General features: G+C 65.8%; 14 protein-coding genes. 6 read left to right on the top strand and 8 right to left on the bottom strand.

The features are described 5' to 3' along the window. Positions 1-163 precede the first annotated feature (163 nt). From VDP74_RS10920 to VDP74_RS10930, 3 genes are all read left to right on the top strand, one after another. Complete coding sequence (locus VDP74_RS10920; protein WP_322999665.1) at positions 164-1,213, top strand: aminoglycoside phosphotransferase family protein; 1,050 nt, start codon at positions 164-166, stop codon at positions 1,211-1,213. Beyond that, positions 1,213-1,911, top strand: coding sequence for an N-acetylmuramate alpha-1-phosphate uridylyltransferase MurU (murU, locus tag VDP74_RS10925; RefSeq protein WP_322999666.1), 699 nt, complete (start codon positions 1,213-1,215; stop codon positions 1,909-1,911). The genes VDP74_RS10920 and murU overlap by 1 nt, the downstream gene beginning before the upstream one ends. A gap of 204 nt (positions 1,912-2,115) precedes the next feature. Further along, entirely contained in the window at positions 2,116-2,838 is a 723-nt protein-coding gene (locus tag VDP74_RS10930; RefSeq protein ID WP_322999667.1) for a hypothetical protein, read from the top strand. A gap of 67 nt (positions 2,839-2,905) precedes the next feature. Here VDP74_RS10930 and glnQ read toward each other — a convergent pair whose 3' ends face one another. From glnQ to VDP74_RS10965, 7 genes are all read right to left on the bottom strand, one after another. After that, the gene (gene glnQ / locus VDP74_RS10935) at positions 2,906-3,634 is read right to left on the bottom strand and encodes a glutamine ABC transporter ATP-binding protein GlnQ (protein ID WP_322999668.1); all 729 of its coding nucleotides are present in this window, start codon (positions 3,632-3,634) and stop codon (positions 2,906-2,908) included. Then, positions 3,631-4,221 carry an ABC transporter permease subunit gene (locus VDP74_RS10940; protein ID WP_416232979.1) on the bottom strand — a complete coding sequence of 197 codons (591 nt, stop codon included), beginning with the start codon at positions 4,219-4,221 and terminating at the stop codon, positions 3,631-3,633. The genes glnQ and VDP74_RS10940 overlap by 4 nt, the downstream gene beginning before the upstream one ends. 267 nt (positions 4,222-4,488) lie before the next feature. Beyond that, positions 4,489-5,235: a glutamine ABC transporter substrate-binding protein GlnH gene (glnH, locus tag VDP74_RS10945; protein WP_322999670.1), complete on the bottom strand. Its 747-nt coding sequence runs from the start codon at positions 5,233-5,235 to the stop codon at positions 4,489-4,491. A gap of 175 nt (positions 5,236-5,410) precedes the next feature. Beyond that, positions 5,411-6,196 carry a MetQ/NlpA family ABC transporter substrate-binding protein gene (locus tag VDP74_RS10950; RefSeq protein ID WP_322999671.1) on the bottom strand — a complete coding sequence of 262 codons (786 nt, stop codon included), beginning with the start codon at positions 6,194-6,196 and terminating at the stop codon, positions 5,411-5,413. Positions 6,197-6,227: 31 nt separating this feature from the next. Continuing rightward, complete coding sequence (locus tag VDP74_RS10955; RefSeq protein WP_322999672.1) at positions 6,228-6,884, bottom strand: methionine ABC transporter permease; 657 nt, start codon at positions 6,882-6,884, stop codon at positions 6,228-6,230. Continuing rightward, positions 6,881-7,894 carry a methionine ABC transporter ATP-binding protein gene (locus VDP74_RS10960; RefSeq protein ID WP_322999673.1) on the bottom strand — a complete coding sequence of 338 codons (1,014 nt, stop codon included), beginning with the start codon at positions 7,892-7,894 and terminating at the stop codon, positions 6,881-6,883. The genes VDP74_RS10955 and VDP74_RS10960 overlap by 4 nt, the downstream gene beginning before the upstream one ends. Positions 7,895-8,038: 144 nt before the next feature. Further along, on the bottom strand, positions 8,039-9,763 hold the full coding sequence (locus VDP74_RS10965; protein ID WP_322999674.1) for a diguanylate cyclase domain-containing protein: 1,725 nt from the start codon (positions 9,761-9,763) through the stop codon (positions 8,039-8,041). Between the two features lie 226 nt (positions 9,764-9,989). Between VDP74_RS10965 and VDP74_RS10970 the strand changes: the two genes are divergently transcribed. Beyond that, positions 9,990-12,932, top strand: a complete 2,943-nt coding sequence (locus VDP74_RS10970; protein ID WP_322999675.1) for an MHYT domain-containing protein — start codon at positions 9,990-9,992, stop codon at positions 12,930-12,932. After that, positions 12,929-13,954, top strand: a complete 1,026-nt coding sequence (locus VDP74_RS10975; RefSeq protein ID WP_322999676.1) for a response regulator — start codon at positions 12,929-12,931, stop codon at positions 13,952-13,954. Before VDP74_RS10970 ends, VDP74_RS10975 begins: the two co-directional genes overlap by 4 nt. Before the next feature lie 42 nt (positions 13,955-13,996). Here VDP74_RS10975 and VDP74_RS10980 read toward each other — a convergent pair whose 3' ends face one another. Further along, a complete protein-coding gene (locus VDP74_RS10980; protein WP_322999713.1) occupies positions 13,997-15,313 on the bottom strand; it encodes an arsenic transporter in 1,317 nt (438 codons plus the stop codon). 107 nt (positions 15,314-15,420) lie between these two features. On the opposite strand from VDP74_RS10980, the gene VDP74_RS10985 reads away from it, so the two are divergent. Beyond that, a complete protein-coding gene (locus VDP74_RS10985) occupies positions 15,421-16,095 on the top strand; it encodes a helix-turn-helix domain-containing protein (protein WP_322999677.1) in 675 nt (224 codons plus the stop codon). The last annotated feature ends 30 nt before the right edge of the window (positions 16,096-16,125 follow it).

Here is a 16,125-nt window from a genome sequence, read left to right on the forward strand (position 1 = left end):
CTCAGGAGGATGATGCGGCTGATCCAATGCACGAAGACCGGGCCCTCTAGGGTGAAATGAGAAAATGGACTGACCTGCGCACCACATTGATCAGCGACCCAGTATTATAGAGAAGCCACGCTTGCTGCGTGCAATCCGCCGTTTTCATTGCCACGACCCCCTCATGACCGACACCCACACCCCGGACACCCGCCTGGCGGCCCTGCGCCAATGGCTGGAAACCCATGCCGCCGCCCAGGGCCTGAGGCTCGATACCCTCGCTCCGGTTTCCGGGGACGCCAGTTTCCGCCGCTACTTCCGCATCCAGGCGGCAGGCGGCCCGCAGATCGTGATGGACGCCCCGCCGCCCCACGAAGACTGCCGGCCTTTCGTCGCCATCGCGCAGCGGCTCGCGGCTGGCGGTCTGCACGTGCCGACCATTCTGGCTCAGGACCTGGACCGGGGCTTCCTGCTGCTGACCGACCTGGGCAAGCAGACCTTCTACGAGGCAGTCCAGGCGGGCCTGACCCAGGACGACGCAGCCTGGCAGCAGCACATGCGCGGGGCGCTGCGGGCATTGGCGCAGTTGCAGCAATGTCCGACCGAGGGCCTGCCCGCCTACGACCACGCCCGCCTGCGACAGGAACTGACCCTGTTCCCCCAGTGGTACCTGGAAACACATCTGGGCCACGCGCCTGGCACCGACACCCAGGCCATGCTGGATCGCGTCTTCGACCTGCTGGCAGATCAGGCCGCCGCCCAGCCCCAGGTGTTCGTCCACCGCGACTACCATTCGCCCAATCTGATGCTGGGGTCGGGGGCGCCTGATTTCATCCCGGGCGTGATCGATTTCCAGGATGCGCTGCTGGGCCCCATCAGCTATGACATCGCCTCGCTGGTCATGGACGCGCGCACGACCTGGGACGAACCCCAGCAACTGGATTGGGCCATCCGCTACTGGGAATACGCCCGCGCCGCCCACCTGCCGGTGCCTGACGATTTCGCCCAGTTCCACCAGCAGTACGAGTGGATGAGCCTGCAACGCAACCTGCGCATCCTGGGGGTGTTCGCCCGGCTGTCTCATCGGGACGGCAAGCACCACTATCTGGACCACATGCCTCGGGTCCAGGCTTATGTCCGTCAGGTGGCAAGCCGCTACACGGTTTTTCGCCCGCTGCTGCGCCTGCTGGACCAGGCTGAACAGGTGCCGCTGCAAAACGGCTATTCCTTCTGATGCGAGCCATGATCCTGGCGGCCGGGCGTGGCGAACGTATGCGTCCGCTGACCGACGCCTGCCCAAAACCCCTGCTGGCCGTGGGCGGCCAGCCCCTGATCATCTGGCACCTGCAGCGTCTGGCGCAGGCCGGCTTTATCGACATCCTGATCAACCACGCCTGGCTGGGCGCGCAGATCGAAACCGCGCTGGGCGACGGCAGCCCCTGGGGGGTGCGCCTGCGCTATTCGGCCGAATCGCCCGCGCTGGAAACGGCCGGCGGCATCGCCCACGCGCTGCCTTTCTTCCAGGACCAGCCGTTTCTGGTCGTCAATGGCGACATCTGGTGCGACTGGGACCCCGTTCAGGCCCACGACTGGGCGTCACGCCTGCCCACTGACGCCCAGGCCCACCTGCTGATGGTCGACAATCCCGCACATCACCTGGCCGGCGACTTCCACCTGCGGGCCGACGGCCGGGTCACGCTGCCCGAGCCGGGCGCCACCACGCTGACCTTTTCAGGCATCGGCCTGTACCGCCCGGCCCTGTTCGCCGCCACGCCGCCGGACCGCCCCGCCCCACTGGCGCCGCTGCTGCGGCTGGCCATGACCCGGGGCGCCGTCCAGGGTTCCCGTCACGCAGGCCGCTGGACCGACGTCGGCACCCCCGAGCGCCTGCAGGCGCTGGACCAGGCCTTGCGCGAGGCTGCTGCACGATGACCGGCGCGCAGGGCGGGCTGTTAAACTGAGCGATGAATCGGCCTGCGCCGCCTTGGTCGGCATTGGCCCCGATTCCGGCGCCTTTTGTCCAGTTCTGGCAATTCGCAACCGTCTGTAGGCCTCTTGGCGACGACGGCGGCAAACCGTTTATGCTAACGGACTTTGGTGTCCAGCACCTCGCCTTGCCGCTTCAGGAATTTTGTCATGTCTCTCGGTTCCAACCGCCCCACGTTCAAGCCCACCCCCTACGGATACACCCGCCGCAGTCGCGGCATTCCGCGCTGGTTGCTGCTGCTGATCACCGGCATCGTGCTGGGCGCGGGCGGCGTGCTTTTCCTGCAACGCAGCTACGGCCCGCAGCGCCTGACGGTGGAACAGTCCGAACAACTGCGCATGGACCTGAACACGGCCAACCTGGAAAACCAGCGCCTGAACAGCGACGCCAAGACCCTGCGCCAGGATCTTGGCAAGGCCCAGGCCGCGCAGAAAGACCAGAGCACCCAGGTGGAACAGCTGCGCAAGCGCGCCGCCGACATGGAAGCCGGCGTCTCGTCTCTGATCGCGGCCATCCCTGCCGACCCACGCGGCACGACTCCCGGCATCCGCAGCGCCGACATGGTCCTGCAGGAAGACGGCCTGCACTACCAGGTCCTGCTGATCCAGGATCCGCCCAAGGGTGAAACGGAAGTGCCCAACCTGCGAGGCGAGGTCAAGCTGATCGGCACGGGCACTTATCCCAACGGCAACACGGCCTACGTGGAGCTGGGCCAGCAGGCCCTGGACATGGGCCGCTACATCGTGATCAGCGGCCAGACAGAGCTGCCCAAGGCCTACCGCCTGCACCAGGTCACGGTCCAGATCATGGCGGAAGGATCCGACAAGGTCATCGCCACCCGCACGATGCGGGTCACGGCGCCCCGCCGATAATCGGGGACAGCGCGATATGACATGGGGGCCGGCAGGCCCCCATGTCATATCGGCAAAGCGGCACCGGTCAGGACACGTGCTGCAGGAAGTCCTTCAGGCGCTGGCTGGGCGGATTGCTGAGCAGCGCTTCGGGAGCGCCGTCCTCGGCGATTTTCCCCTGATCCATGAAGATCAGCCGGCTGCCGACCTTGCGGGCGAATTCCATTTCGTGCGTGACCACGATCATGGTCATGCCTTCCTCGGCCACGTCCTGCATGACGCGCAGGACCTCGTGGCGCAGTTCGGGGTCCAGTGCCGAGGTGGGCTCGTCAAACAGCATCAGCAGGGGCTTGATGGCCAGCGCGCGGGCGATAGCCACGCGCTGCTGCTGGCCGCCGGACAACTGACCGGGATAATGGCCTGCACGTTCGGCCAGGCCGACCTTGTCCAGCAATTCCTGGGCCTGCTGCCGGGCCTGGTCCTTGGGCGTACCTCGGGTGTGCAGGGGGCCGAACATGACGTTCTCCAGCGCTGTCAGCTGCGGAAACAGGTTGAACTGCTGGAACACCATGCCGGCCTCGCGGCGCAATTCGAGAATCTGGGACTTTTTCCCCAGCACGCTGTGGCCGTTGACCACGATGTCGCCACCCTGGATGGTTTCCAGTACGTTGATGCAGCGCAGAAACGTGGATTTCCCCGATCCGGACGGCCCGACCACCACCACGACCTCGCCGGATTCGATGGACAGGTCGATGCCGTCGAGCACCACGTTGTCGCCGAATCGCTTGGTGACGTTCTTGAATTCGACGATGCTCATACGATGCGGGTCCTGTGTTCAATGAATTTGAGCACCAGGGCAATGAAACCGGTCATGATCAGATAGATCACCGCGACCGCCCCCCAGATTTCCACCGCGCGGAAGTTGCTGGCGATGATTTCCTGCCCCTGGCGGGTGAGTTCGGCCACGCCGATCACGATGAACAGGGAGGAATCCTTGAGGCTGATGATGCACTGATTGCCCATGGTGGGAATCATGCGCCGCAAGGCGACCGGCCCGATGATGCGCAGCAGGATCTTGTAGAACGGCAGGCCCATGGCCTGGCCGGCTTCCTGCAGGCCCTTGGGCACCGACAGCAGGCCGCCACGCACGATTTCGGCGATGTAGGCCCCCGAATTGATCATCAGGGTAAAGGTGGCGGCGGTGAAACCGTCGATGCGCAGGCTGACCATCAGCGGCAAGGCGAAGTAGATGAACATCACCTGCACCACGATCGGGGTGCCGCGTATCAGCAGGATGTAGATCTGGGCAATCACGGACAGGGCCACCGGCACCCAGGCCAGGCAGCGCCAGGCCACCAGGGCCAGGACCGCCAGTCGCACGACCCACCAGACCGGGTCCGGCACGCTGGCCAGCGGCCCGGCGCCCAGCCAGGACAGCAGTCGCAGCACCGCGTACAGAACCACCAGGCCCACCACGCTCCAGGCCAGTGTGCGGCGCGTTACCGGCACCGGCACATAGGTGACGACCACCCCGGCCAGGCCGCCGATGATCGTCCCCCCCACCAGGCCCAGCACCGTGATCTGGACAGTCATCCAGGCGCCGGCCATGAGGTCGGGCCAGGCGGCCCAGATTGCAGACCATTCAAACGTCACGATGGATTCCGGTCTGATTTAGTCGGGCTTTTTGCCAAACCAGGTTTCGTACAGTTTGTCGTAGGCGCCGCTGGTCTTCAGATCGGCCAGTGCCTTGTTGACGACAGGCACCAGCTTGCTGTCCTTAGGGAAGGCAATGCCGTAGAAGTCGCCGCTTTTCAGGGAACCCACGACCTTGACCTTGCCCTGGCCGGCGGTCTTGGCGTAGTACTGGACATTGGGCGTATCGTGCACCACCGCATCCACGCGGCCGGTCGCCAGTTCCAGGAAGGCATTGTCGATATTGGGGAAGAGCTTCAGTTTGGCCGACGGCACGTTGGCCTTCATGTAGTCCACCGTAGCCGTACCGATCTTGACGGCGACGGTCTTGTTTTCCAGGTCCTTGGCGGTCTTGATGGGGCTGTCCTTGGACACCAGGATGGCCAGGCCGGACTCATAGTAGGGATCGGAGAAATCGATGACCTTGGCACGGTCCGGGCGGATGGTGATGCCGGCCAGCGCCACGTCGATGTTGTGCGTCTGCAGACCCGGGATGATGCCGTTGAAATCCATGGGCTGCAGGCGGTATTTCAGGTTCGCCTGCTTGGCAATGGCGTCCCAGAGCTGGATGTCGAACCCGGTGTATTTTCCGTCTTGCTTGAATTCGAACGGAACAAAGGCGGTGTCGGTTGCGACGACCAGTTCCTTGTCTGCCGCTTGGGCAGTGGGCAGGGCCAGGGTAAAGGCCAGCCCCAGCAGGGCGGCTTTCAGGGATTTAGGCAACATGATCTGGGTCTCCTTGTGGGATGGTTCTTCAGCGGCCAGCCGGTCGCGCCAGGCCACCATCTTAACTGAAAGGCCCGGGATTCCCGCCTGAAAAGTGGCGGAAATCCCGGACCTTGCGGGTGCTTCTGGGGAAATCCCCTAGGGTTTCCAGGGGATTTCCGGCAGGCGCATCGGCTTAGAACGCCGGCACGATCGCGCCCTTGTATTGCTTCAGGATGAAGTCGCGCACCTTGTCGGACTGCAGCGCAGCGACCAGTTTGCGGATCGCGGGATCGTCCTTGCGGTCGGCACGGGTCACCACCAGGTTCGCGTAGGGGGAATCCTTGTCCTCGATGAACAGGGCGTCCTTCACCGGATTCAGGCCGGCTTCCAGCGCGTAGTTGGTGTTGATCAGGGCCACGTCCACGTCCGGCAGCACGCGCGGCAGCGTGGCGGCTTCCAGTTCCTTGAACTTCAGGTGCTTGGGATTCTCGGACACGTCGCGCGCCGTCGCCAGGATGTTGCTGGGATCCTTGAGTTTGATCAGGCCCTGTTTCTGCAGCAGCAGCAAGGCGCGGGCGCCATTGGACGGATCATTGGGGATGGCGATCAGGGCGCCGTCCTTCAGGTCCTTGATGTCCTTGATTTTCTTGGAATAGGCGCCAAAGGGCTCCACGTGCACGGCACCGACCGACACCAGCTTGGTGTCGTGTTCCTTGTTGAAGGAATCCAGATACGGCTGGTGCTGGAAGAAATTGGCGTCGATCTGCTTGTCGGCGACCTGCAGGTTGGGCTGCACGTAGTCGGTGAAGACCTTGATGTCCAGATCCACGCCTTCCTTGGCCAGATCGGGCTTGACGAATTCCAGCAGCTCGGCGTGCGGGACGGGCGTGGCCGCAATGGACAATTTTTCCGCATGAGCGGGGGCGGCGAAGGCCAGCGGCAACGCCAGCGCCAGGACCGGCGCGAACTTCTTGAACATGAGTAGAACCTCCTGAGACATCACGATATGACTACTTCCGATTCAACCGGGCCACCCAGCGGTCGCCCAGCACCTGAAACACCTGCACCATGATGACCAGGATCACCACGGTCACTGCCATCACGTCGCCCTGGTAGCGCTGGTAGCCGTAGCGCACGGCCAGATCCCCCAGGCCGCCGCCGCCGATCACCCCCGACATGGCCGAATAGCCCACCAGCGTGATTGCCGTGACGACGATGGCCGCCAGAATGCCGGTAGTGGCCTCGGGCAGCAAGGCCCACAGCACGGTCTGGCGCGAAGTCGCGCCCATGGACCGGCAGGCCTCGCTGACCCCGGGATCGAGCTCGCGCAGCACGTTCTCCACCAGGCGCGCGAAAAACGGCGCGGCGCTGGCCACCAGCGGAGGGATCGAGCCCTGCACCCCCAGAGCCGTGCCCACCAACAGGCGAGACATCGGGATCATGACGATCAGCAAAATCAGAAAGGGCACGGAGCGCAGCACATTGACGATGAAGGCCGTGCTTTGATAGATGCCCCGGTGGCTCATCACCTGCCCCGGGCTGGTCAGAAACAGCAGCACGCCCACCGGCAGGCCGATCAGCACGGTGAACAGCAGGGAAAAGCCGGTCATCAGCAAGGTGTCGATCGTGGCTTCGCCGATCATCCACCAGTCCACATTGGCCATCATGTCCGCAGTACCTCGTAGTGCACGCCAGCCTGATCCAGTGCGCCTCCCAGCGCATCCAGGTCGGCATCGGCGCCCTGCGCCGCCACGACCAACTGGCCGTAGGGCGTGTCCTTGATGCGCCCGACCGAGCCCTGCAGAATGCTGAGATCCAGATTCAGGTCACGGCTGAGCCGGCTGAGCAGCGGCGTGCCCGTGGCGTCGCCCCGGAAGCTCAGTCGCAGCAGGCGGCCCGACAGGCCTTCGGCCATGGCCCGCCAGCCTTCGCCGCCGTCCAGACCGCTTTCGGACAACAGCGAACGCGTGGCGTCGTGCTGCGGATGCAGGAAGACTTCCAGCACCTGGCCGGATTCCACGATGCGCCCGGCTTCGATCACCGCCACCCGATCGCACACGGCGCGGATCACGTCCATGCTGTGCGTGATCAGCACGATGGTCAGACCCAGACGCTGGTTGATGTCGCCCAGCAGCCGCAGGATGGACTGGGTGGTTTCCGGGTCCAGTGCGGACGTGGCCTCGTCGCACAGCAACAGGCGCGGCTTGCTCGCCAGCGCCCGGGCGATGCCCACCCGCTGCTGCTGGCCACCGGACAGCTGGCCCGGATATTTGTGCGCATGATCCGCCAGGCCGACCAGGTTCAGGACTTCGCGGGCGCGTGCTTCGCGGGCTGCGCGCGACATGCCCGACAGCCGCAGCGGAAAGCAGACGTTGTCCATGACCGTGCGAGCGCGCAGCAGGTTGAAGTGCTGGAACACCATGCCCACGCCGCGCCGGTATTCGCGCAGCTGCGCATCGGAATAGGCGGTGATGTCGTGGCCGTCCACGCGCACGACGCCTTCGGTGGGCCGTTCCAGCAGGTTCAGCATGCGAATGAGCGTGCTCTTGCCCGCCCCCGAGCGGCCGATGATGCCGAAGACCTCGCCTTCGCGGACGTTCAGATTGACATCGGCCAGCGCATGCACGGAGCGGCCGGCCGATTCAAAAGTTTTACGGATGTTCTCGAGATCGATCAAGATGCGGAGTCACTTAAAAGGCGAAATCCTGGATCAGCAGGATGCGGGGACCCTGTGGCAATGTCCCTCAAGCCGAGAATTTACCATGCCGATTCACAGGGTTAGCTGTGTAGCATATAGCGAAAAATTATAACTCGCCCCCGCTCAGCGCCGTCCCGAAGGCTTGTCGCGATACATGGCCTCGTCGGCCTGCTTCAACAGAGCTTCGGCATCCCGGGCGTCGGCGGGCCAGCAGGCCGCGCCGATGGCGACGCCCAGACGCACGACACGGCCCGGCGGGATATTCGTCAAGGTCTCCAGGGGAGCGGTGATCCGGATCCGCAACTTGGCCTTCAGGCTGTCCAGCGCGTCGGCCGACGACACCCCCATGGCCACCACGATGAATTCGTCGCCGCTGCGCCGGGCCAGCAGATCCTCCGCCCGCAAGCACGCCTTGATCCGGCCGGCGATTTCAAGCAGCGCTTGGTCGCCACTGTCATGCCCAAACTGGTCATTGAGCGGCTTGAAATCATTCAAATCGATGAACAGGACCGCGAAAGACATCGCGCGTCGATCGGCCGTCAGCCGCGCCAACAAGCTGTCGAGCGCCATCCGGCTGGCGGCCCCGGTCAGGCGGTCCGTGAACAGGTCCCGTTGCATGGCGCTGAAATTGCGGGCCAGATCGCCCAGTTCGTCCTGGCGCCGGGTGGCGATGGCAACCGAAGGGTCGCCGGAACGAATGCGGTCGACGGCCTGCGACAGGGCAATGACCTCCTGGGCGATGCGGCCGAAAATACGGGTGCCGATCAGGATGGTCAGGAGCACGGCCAGCAGGCCGATGCCCAGTGCGATGCCAAGCTGCTGATGGATGCCGGTGAAGATCGCCGTACGCGGAATGGCGACGATGGCCAGCCAGTCCATGCCCGCATCGTCCACCACCCGGCGAGCCGCCACGGTGATGGTGTCGCCCTCGTCATCCTGCACCAGCAAGCGGTATTCTCGATTGTCGTCCAGCCGCGAGTCGGCCCGGGATTCGCCCACCAGCCGGGCCATGCCCTGATACGCCGCCCGGATGACGGGATCGTCGCTGTTGGCCGCATTGACCCGCAGCGGCTTGCCATCGACGCTCAGCCCCAGATTCGCCGCCCCCGTGGCGGCGATCAGCTTGCCGTCGCGCTCCACCACGAAGGCGCGGCCCCGGTCGCCGACATCCAGCCCGCCGACGAAGCGATTGACTTCCTGCAGCGACACATCCGTGGCCACCACGCCCTGGAACAAGCCATCGGCGCCCAGCACGCGCCGCGCGCGGGTCACCACCAGATCCTGCGAGGAAAAATCAATATAGACTGTCGTCCAGACCTGCATGCTGGTCTGCCGGGCCAATTGATACCAGACCCGTTCACGCGGATCGAACAGCCCGGGCTCCTGTCCAATCAGACGCGGTTTGCCCTGGACCCCCCGATAACTGTAGTACAGGCGATGCAGTTCCGGGCGCAGCTTCAGGCGCAATTCGGCCTCCTGCTCGCTCAGGCGCTTGAGCGCGATGCTCTGCCCGGCCTCGTTGCCGTAATAAACGTAATTATTGGGATTGGTGAACATGGACGTGGCCACCCAGAACCGGGTGCGCAATTCGGCCAGTTGCAGAGCAAGATCCGACTTCACCGGCATCCCTTCCGGAAAGGCGGCCTCCAGGACGGACGCCGAGCCACGCACGTGGAAATGCACGGCCTGCGCGATGCGCGATGCAATCGCCCGCATGTACTGATCGGAAAACAGACCGATGTTGCGGCTGGCCGCCCAGTAGAACGTCCCCCCCAATGCGGCTGCGACCAGGGCCAGCAGCAACACGTAAGGCAGGACCAGCGAGACGCGCAAGGATCTCAGAGTCATCAGTGGATGAAAAAATATATTACAAATAAAGCCGTGCTGCAGTTTACCCGGATGCCGCCGGTCACGCTGGTTCGTCTTGGCCAACCCCGGGCATGCCCTATCCGACACCTTCCGCGCACCGCACGACCCTCCGATGGTTTAAGCTTCGACCGCCGCTGCCGTAAACCCGTACCGTGATTTCTTTTTCTCTTTGTCGCCCCCACCTCACAGCGCCATGACCATGATGATGGATTCCTTTTTTCTGACGGCGGCCGACGGGACGCATTTCGTCCAAGGCGCCTATCAGCCCGGCCTGGTCTTGCTGTCGGTCCTGGTCCCGGTCTGCCTGTCCCTGATGGCGCTGCACACGGCGCACATCGCCCTGAGCACCCAGAACCGGTCCTATCGCCACATCGCCATCGGCATGGGCGGCATTGCCCTGGGCGGAGGCATCTGGGCCATGCATTTCATCGGCATGCTGGCCTTCACGCTGCCGGCCCCGGTGCACTACGACATGGGGCTGACCCTGTTGTCGCTGCTGCCGGGCTGGGCAGCCTCCTGGCTGGCCCTGTACATGCTGTCGCGCCAGGCGCTGCCGCGCAGTCTGCTGGCCATCAGCGGCGTCCTGATGGGGGCGGGCATCGGCCTGATGCACTACACCGGCATGATGGCGATGATGACGCCGCTGGCCATGCGCTACGATCCCGCGCTGTTCGCGCTCTCCATCGTGGTCGCCGTGGGACTGGCCATGCTGGCGCTGTGGATCCGTTTCGGACTGCAGCAGACCCGGCTGGATGGGCGCCTGCGCTTCGTCCTGAGCGGCGTCATCATGGGCGTGGCCATCGCCGGCATGCACTACACCGGCATGGCGGCCGCGCGTTTCCTGGGCGAACCCAGTCTGGCCGACAACACCATCCGCGTGGATGCCACCTACGGCGCCCTGGCCCTGTCGTCCCTGACCCTCACCATCGGCGTGCTGGTGGCGGCGCTGAACGGCCTGATCCACACCCGCGAACTGTATCGCGAGATGGAGCTGAGCAAGTCGCGCCTGCGGGCCATCGTCGACACGGCCGTGGACGCCATCATCACCATCGACGGCCTGGGCACGGTGCAGGAATTCAGCCCCTCGGCCGAGCGTCTGTTCGGCTACACGGCCGACGAAGTCGTGGGCCGCAACGTGAAGATGCTGATGCCCGAACCCTATCATTCCGAACATGACGGCTATCTGCAGCGCTACCACGCCACGGGCGAACCTCACATCATCGGCACCGGGCGCGAAGTCACGGCGTTGCGCAAGGACGGCATCCGGGTGCCGGTACGCCTGGCCGTCGGCCGCGTCCACCTGATCGGCGACGAACGTCTTTACGTCGGCATGCTGACCGATATCAGCGATCGCCAGGCCCTGGAAGCCTCCCTGCGCGACGCCGCGCAGCGAGCGGAACTGGCCGCCGCTGCCAAGACCCGGTTCCTGGCCAACATGAGCCACGAAATCCGCACGCCCATGAATTCCATCATCGGTTTCGCCGAACTGTTGCAGCAGACCGACCTGAGCACGACCCAGCGCAATTATCTGAATACGATCGGCCAGTCGTCGCGCACCCTGCTGCGGCTGATCAACGACATCCTGGACACGACGAAACTGGAACACGGCCGGATGGACCTGGAAAGCCGGGACTTTTCCCTGAAGGCCCTGGCGCACCAGATCGAATCTTCGCTGCGGCTGGGTGCGCAGGCCAAGCACCTGACGCTGAGCACCCATTACCCGGACGACATGCCCGAATACTTCCAGGGCGATACCCTGCGCCTGCTGCAGATCCTGACCAATCTGGTGGGCAATGCCATCAAATTCACCGAAAGCGGCTCCGTCGAATTGCATTTCTCCTACCAGACCGGCACCGTGCATGTGCAGGTCCGCGACACCGGCATCGGCATGAGTCCCGAGCAGATCCGGGCGATCTTCGACCCCTTCACCCAGGCCGATGCCTCGATCAGCCGGCGCTTCGGCGGCACCGGGCTGGGCACGACCATCGCGCGCCAGCTGGTACAGACCATGGGGGGCCGCATCGAAGTCAGCAGCACCCCGGGCCAGGGCAGCACGTTCCACATCCGGCTGCCGCTGCCACTGGGCAAGGCGCCCGAGCAGGAACCCACCGTCCACGACGTGCCGGCCCTGGCGCCGCTGCGCGTGCTGATCGCCGATGACATCGACCTGAACCTGGAACTGCTGGCCCTGACGCTCCAGGCCCAGGGCCATCAGGTGACCTCGGCCCGGGACGGTCGGGAAGCCGTCGACACGTTCATGGCGGGCGCCTTCGACGTGGTGCTGATGGACGTCCACATGCCGGGCATCGACGGGCTGCAGGCCACCCGCCTGATCCGCCAGCACGAACGGCAGCACGGCCTGCGCCCCACGCCCGTCATCGCCCTGACGGCCAGCGTCATGGCCCACGACCGTCAGCAGGCGCAGCAGGCCGGGATGGACGGCTTCGCCGTCAAACCGCTGGACGCGCCGCGCCTGTTTGCGGAAATGGCCCGCGTGACCACCGGGCAGCCCGGCGCCTCCGCGCCGGCGGACGCGCCTCGGGCGGATGCCGCCGCGCCGGCCATCGACTGGGACCGGGGGCTGCGCCTGTGGGGCAGCCGGGATCAACTGGCCGAACGGATCCTGGGCTTTCTGGACCAGGCGGGGGCCCAATACCCCCTGCCTGCGCCCGACGGCCCGGCGGCGGATCCGGACGCCCTGCGCTTCAGCTTGCACGGCTTGCGGGGCGCCGCCGGCAATCTGGCGCTGACGGCGGTGTCGCGCTGCGCCGCCGAACTGGAAGACCAGACCCGGGCGGGCCTGCCCCACGCCGCCCAGGCCCGCATCCCGCAGTTGCTGGCCCTGATGGATGCCGCCCGCCAGGCGGCTGCGCAGGCCGTCGCCCAGTCCACCGCCGCGCCGCCTGCGGCGGATCCGCTCCCGGCAAGCGCCCTGGACGACGGGCTGCTGAACGCCATGTCCGCCCTGCGCACCGTGCTGACCCGCCACGAACTGGACGACCCTGCGCTGGACGCCGTCTGCGCCGGCCTGACCGCGCACGGTCGCCATGCGCACGCCCAGGCCCTGCGCGAAGCCACCGACGGTTTCGATTTCGATCGCGCCAGCATGCTGCTGCACACCTGGCTGGACGAGGAAACCCCCGCATGAACACTTCCCCCGACATGCGCCGCACCCTGCTGCTGGTGGACGACGAATCCACCAACCTGCAGGTGCTGCGCCACACGCTGCAGGCCGACTACCGCCTGTTGTTCGCCAAGGACGGCCCGACCGCCCTGACGCTGGTCGCCCAGGACCGGCCCGACCTGATCCTGCTGGACATCATGATGCCCGGCATGTCGGGCTACGAGGTTTGCACCGCCCTGAAACGCGACGACGCCACCCGCCCGATTCCCATCATCTTCGTGACGGCGCTCAATGAATCCGCCGACGAACAGAAAGGGCTGGAACTGGGCGCCGTGGACTACATCGCCAAACCCTTCAGCCCCCCGATCGTGCAGGCCCGGGTGCGCACGCACCTGTCCCTGGTACAGGCCACGGAGGTGCGCGAAACGCGGCTGCAGATCATCCGCTGCCTGGGCGCGGCCGCCGAATACCGGGACAACGAGACCGGCCTGCACATCGTGCGCATGAGCCACTACGCCTGGCGCCTGGCCCGCGAGATCGGCTACAGCGACGAAGCCGCCGACGAACTGCTGCATGCCGCACCCATGCACGACGTCGGCAAGATCGGCATCCCGGACGGCGTACTGCTCAAACCCGGCAAGCTGGACACAGCCGAATGGGCCATCATGCGCCAGCACCCCATCATCGGCGCCCGCATCATCGGCGATCATCCGTCCGGCCTGCTGCGGCTTGCCGCCAGCATCGCCCTGCACCACCACGAGAAATGGGACGGCAGCGGCTACCCCCACGGCCTGGCCGGCCTGGCCATCCCGCAGCCGGCCCGCATCGTGGCCCTGGTGGACGTCTTCGACGCCCTGACCAGCATCCGGCCCTACAAGCCCGCCTGGCCCGTGGACGAGGCCATGGACTACATCCGGCAGCAAAGCGGCCGCCACTTCGAACCCGCGCTCGTCGAGGCCTTCGAGCGCTGCCTGCCGGACATCCTGATATTCAAGGAACGCTGGGCGGACGAGCCCAGTGAACTGACCGAGCAGGTCGGCACCTGACGCACGGCCGCGATGCCCGGGCGCCGCGAAGGCCGCCGGACATCAGGCCGCCGCGCCCAGCAGGGACAGCCATCCGTACAGGGCCGCCAGCACCAGCAGCAGGACCGGCGGGGTGATCAGGATGCCGATCCGCATGTACTGCCCCCAACCGATCCCATAGCCCTTGCCCGCCAGCACGTGCAGCCACAGCAAGGTGGCCAGACTGCCGATGGGCGTGAACTTCGGGCCCAGGTCGTTGCCGATCACGTTGGCATAGACCATCAGTTCCTGGACATGGGAGGCCACCTGGGCCTGGCCGATGGCCAGCGCCCCGACCAGCGTGGACGGCAGATTGTTCATCACCGACGCCAGGATGGCCGACAGGAAACCGGTGCCCACCGTGGCGACGAAGCCCCCCTGCTGCGACAGCCAGACCAGCGCGCGAGCGCCCTCATCGGTCAGGCCGGCCTTGCCCAGCCCATACACCACCAGATACATGCCGACGGAAAACAGCACGATCTGCCAGGGGGCATGGCGCAAGGCCGACGCCACCGACACCACGGCCCCGCGACCGCCCTGCCACCAGCGCCCGGCGATCGCCATCAACAACAGCGCGGCGGTGCCGGTCACCAGCGAGACCGGGATGCCAGACGGCGCCGTCACAAAGTAGGCCAGCAGCAGAACCGCCAGCAGGGGCGGCGCCATCCGGAAGATCAGGGCATCCTGGATGACCGACCGGGGCGGCTCCAGCGCGTCCACCCGGTAAACGGCCGGCACCTGGCGCCGGAAGGCCAGCCACAGCACCCCCAGCGTTGCAGCCAGCGACACCAGGTTCACCGGCACCATGACGAGCGCATACCGCCCGAACCCGACGCCGAAATAATTGGCGCTGACGATATTGACCAGATTGGAGATGATCAGGGGCAGGCTGGTGGTATCGGCGACAAAGCCTGTCGCGATGATGAACGCCAGCGTAGCGCCCGGGGCGAAGCGCAGGCGGACCAGGATGGCGATGACGATGGGCGTCAGCAGCAAGGCAGCGCCGTCGTTGGCGAAAAAGGCGGCAATGACAGCCCCCAGGACGATGATCAGGGCGAACAGCCGGCCCCCCCGGCCCGCGCCCCAGCGGGCGACGTGCAGGGCAGCCCAGGAGAAGAACCCCGCCTCATCCAGGATCAGGGAGATGATGATCAGCGCGACGAATGTGAAGGTGGCATCCCAGACGATGCCCCAGACCGTCGCGACGTCTGCCCACTGCACGACACCCGTGAGCAGCGCCACGCCCGCGCCACCCAGGGCGATCCAGCCAATGCCCAGGTCGCGAGGCTGCCAGATCACCAGAACCAGGGTGACCGCAAAAATAATCAATGCCAGCATGATGTCCGCACGATGACGACAGGCCGCAGACGGCCGAAGGAATGAATAGTAAGCTACCCGCAACACAAAACCTTCCCGGACCCGCCGCATCCCGAAACCTGCGCCCCGCCATGCACCTTACAGAACCGGTCAATTCCCTGCGCCACTATGACGGACAGGCCCACGCCCACGTGCACGAGCACGTCCAGGTCATGGTGCCGCTGGCCGGACGCATGGAACTGGACGTCGACGGGCACGCAGCATTCACGGATCCGTCCTGCGGCATGATCATCCCGGCCGGTGCCCGGCACGCCTACCAGGCGCAGCCCGGCACGCGCATCCTGGTCATCGACGCGCCGGAATCCGCCGGCCTGTCGCGGCTGCGACGCTTTGCGCTCACCCCGGCCTGCCGCACGCTGGACGAACACGGCGACGCCGGCCGGCAGCTTGCCCTGCTGCTGGGACTGCCGACCGTGCTGCCTTCGCGCCGGGGGCTCGACCTGGCCCGCCTGGACGCCGCACTGACGACTGCGCTGGACGAACCCTGGAACACCGCTCGCATGGCCGGTCTCTTCCATCTCAGCGCGCAGCGCTTCCATGCGCGCCTGCTGGAACTGAGCGGCAGTACGCCCGGTAACTACCTGCGCACCCTGCGGCTCAAACAGGCCAGCCGCCTGCTGACGCGGGGCGTGACCCTGGAGGCCGCCGCCGCGCGGGTCGGCTACCGATCCGCCAGCGCCCTGGCCTACGCCCTGCGGCGCGACATGGACGCCACAGCCCGGACCTTGCGCCAGCCCCAGGGCTGACGCATCCACGCGAGTTTCTCGATAGTTCCG

The organism is Castellaniella sp. (assembly GCF_034674885.1).
Classification (GTDB): Bacteria; Pseudomonadota; Gammaproteobacteria; order Burkholderiales; family Burkholderiaceae_B; genus Castellaniella.

What these genes read in the sequence shown, in the direction of transcription:
- VDP74_RS10920 (WP_322999665.1), top strand. Translation starts at nt 164, where the DNA reads ATGACCGACACCCACACCCCGGACACCCGCCTGGCGGCCCTGCGCCAA.
- murU (WP_322999666.1), top strand. Translation starts at nt 1,213, where the DNA reads ATGCGAGCCATGATCCTGGCGGCCGGGCGTGGCGAACGTATGCGTCCG.
- VDP74_RS10930 (WP_322999667.1), top strand. Translation starts at nt 2,116, where the DNA reads ATGTCTCTCGGTTCCAACCGCCCCACGTTCAAGCCCACCCCCTACGGA.
- glnQ (WP_322999668.1), bottom strand. Translation starts at nt 3,634, where the DNA reads ATGAGCATCGTCGAATTCAAGAACGTCACCAAGCGATTCGGCGACAAC.
- glnH (WP_322999670.1), bottom strand. Translation starts at nt 5,235, where the DNA reads ATGTTGCCTAAATCCCTGAAAGCCGCCCTGCTGGGGCTGGCCTTTACC.
- VDP74_RS10950 (WP_322999671.1), bottom strand. Translation starts at nt 6,196, where the DNA reads ATGTTCAAGAAGTTCGCGCCGGTCCTGGCGCTGGCGTTGCCGCTGGCC.
- VDP74_RS10955 (WP_322999672.1), bottom strand. Translation starts at nt 6,884, where the DNA reads ATGATGGCCAATGTGGACTGGTGGATGATCGGCGAAGCCACGATCGAC.
- VDP74_RS10965 (WP_322999674.1), bottom strand. Translation starts at nt 9,763, where the DNA reads ATGACTCTGAGATCCTTGCGCGTCTCGCTGGTCCTGCCTTACGTGTTG.
- VDP74_RS10970 (WP_322999675.1), top strand. Translation starts at nt 9,990, where the DNA reads ATGGATTCCTTTTTTCTGACGGCGGCCGACGGGACGCATTTCGTCCAA.
- VDP74_RS10975 (WP_322999676.1), top strand. Translation starts at nt 12,929, where the DNA reads ATGAACACTTCCCCCGACATGCGCCGCACCCTGCTGCTGGTGGACGAC.
- VDP74_RS10985 (WP_322999677.1), top strand. Translation starts at nt 15,421, where the DNA reads ATGCACCTTACAGAACCGGTCAATTCCCTGCGCCACTATGACGGACAG.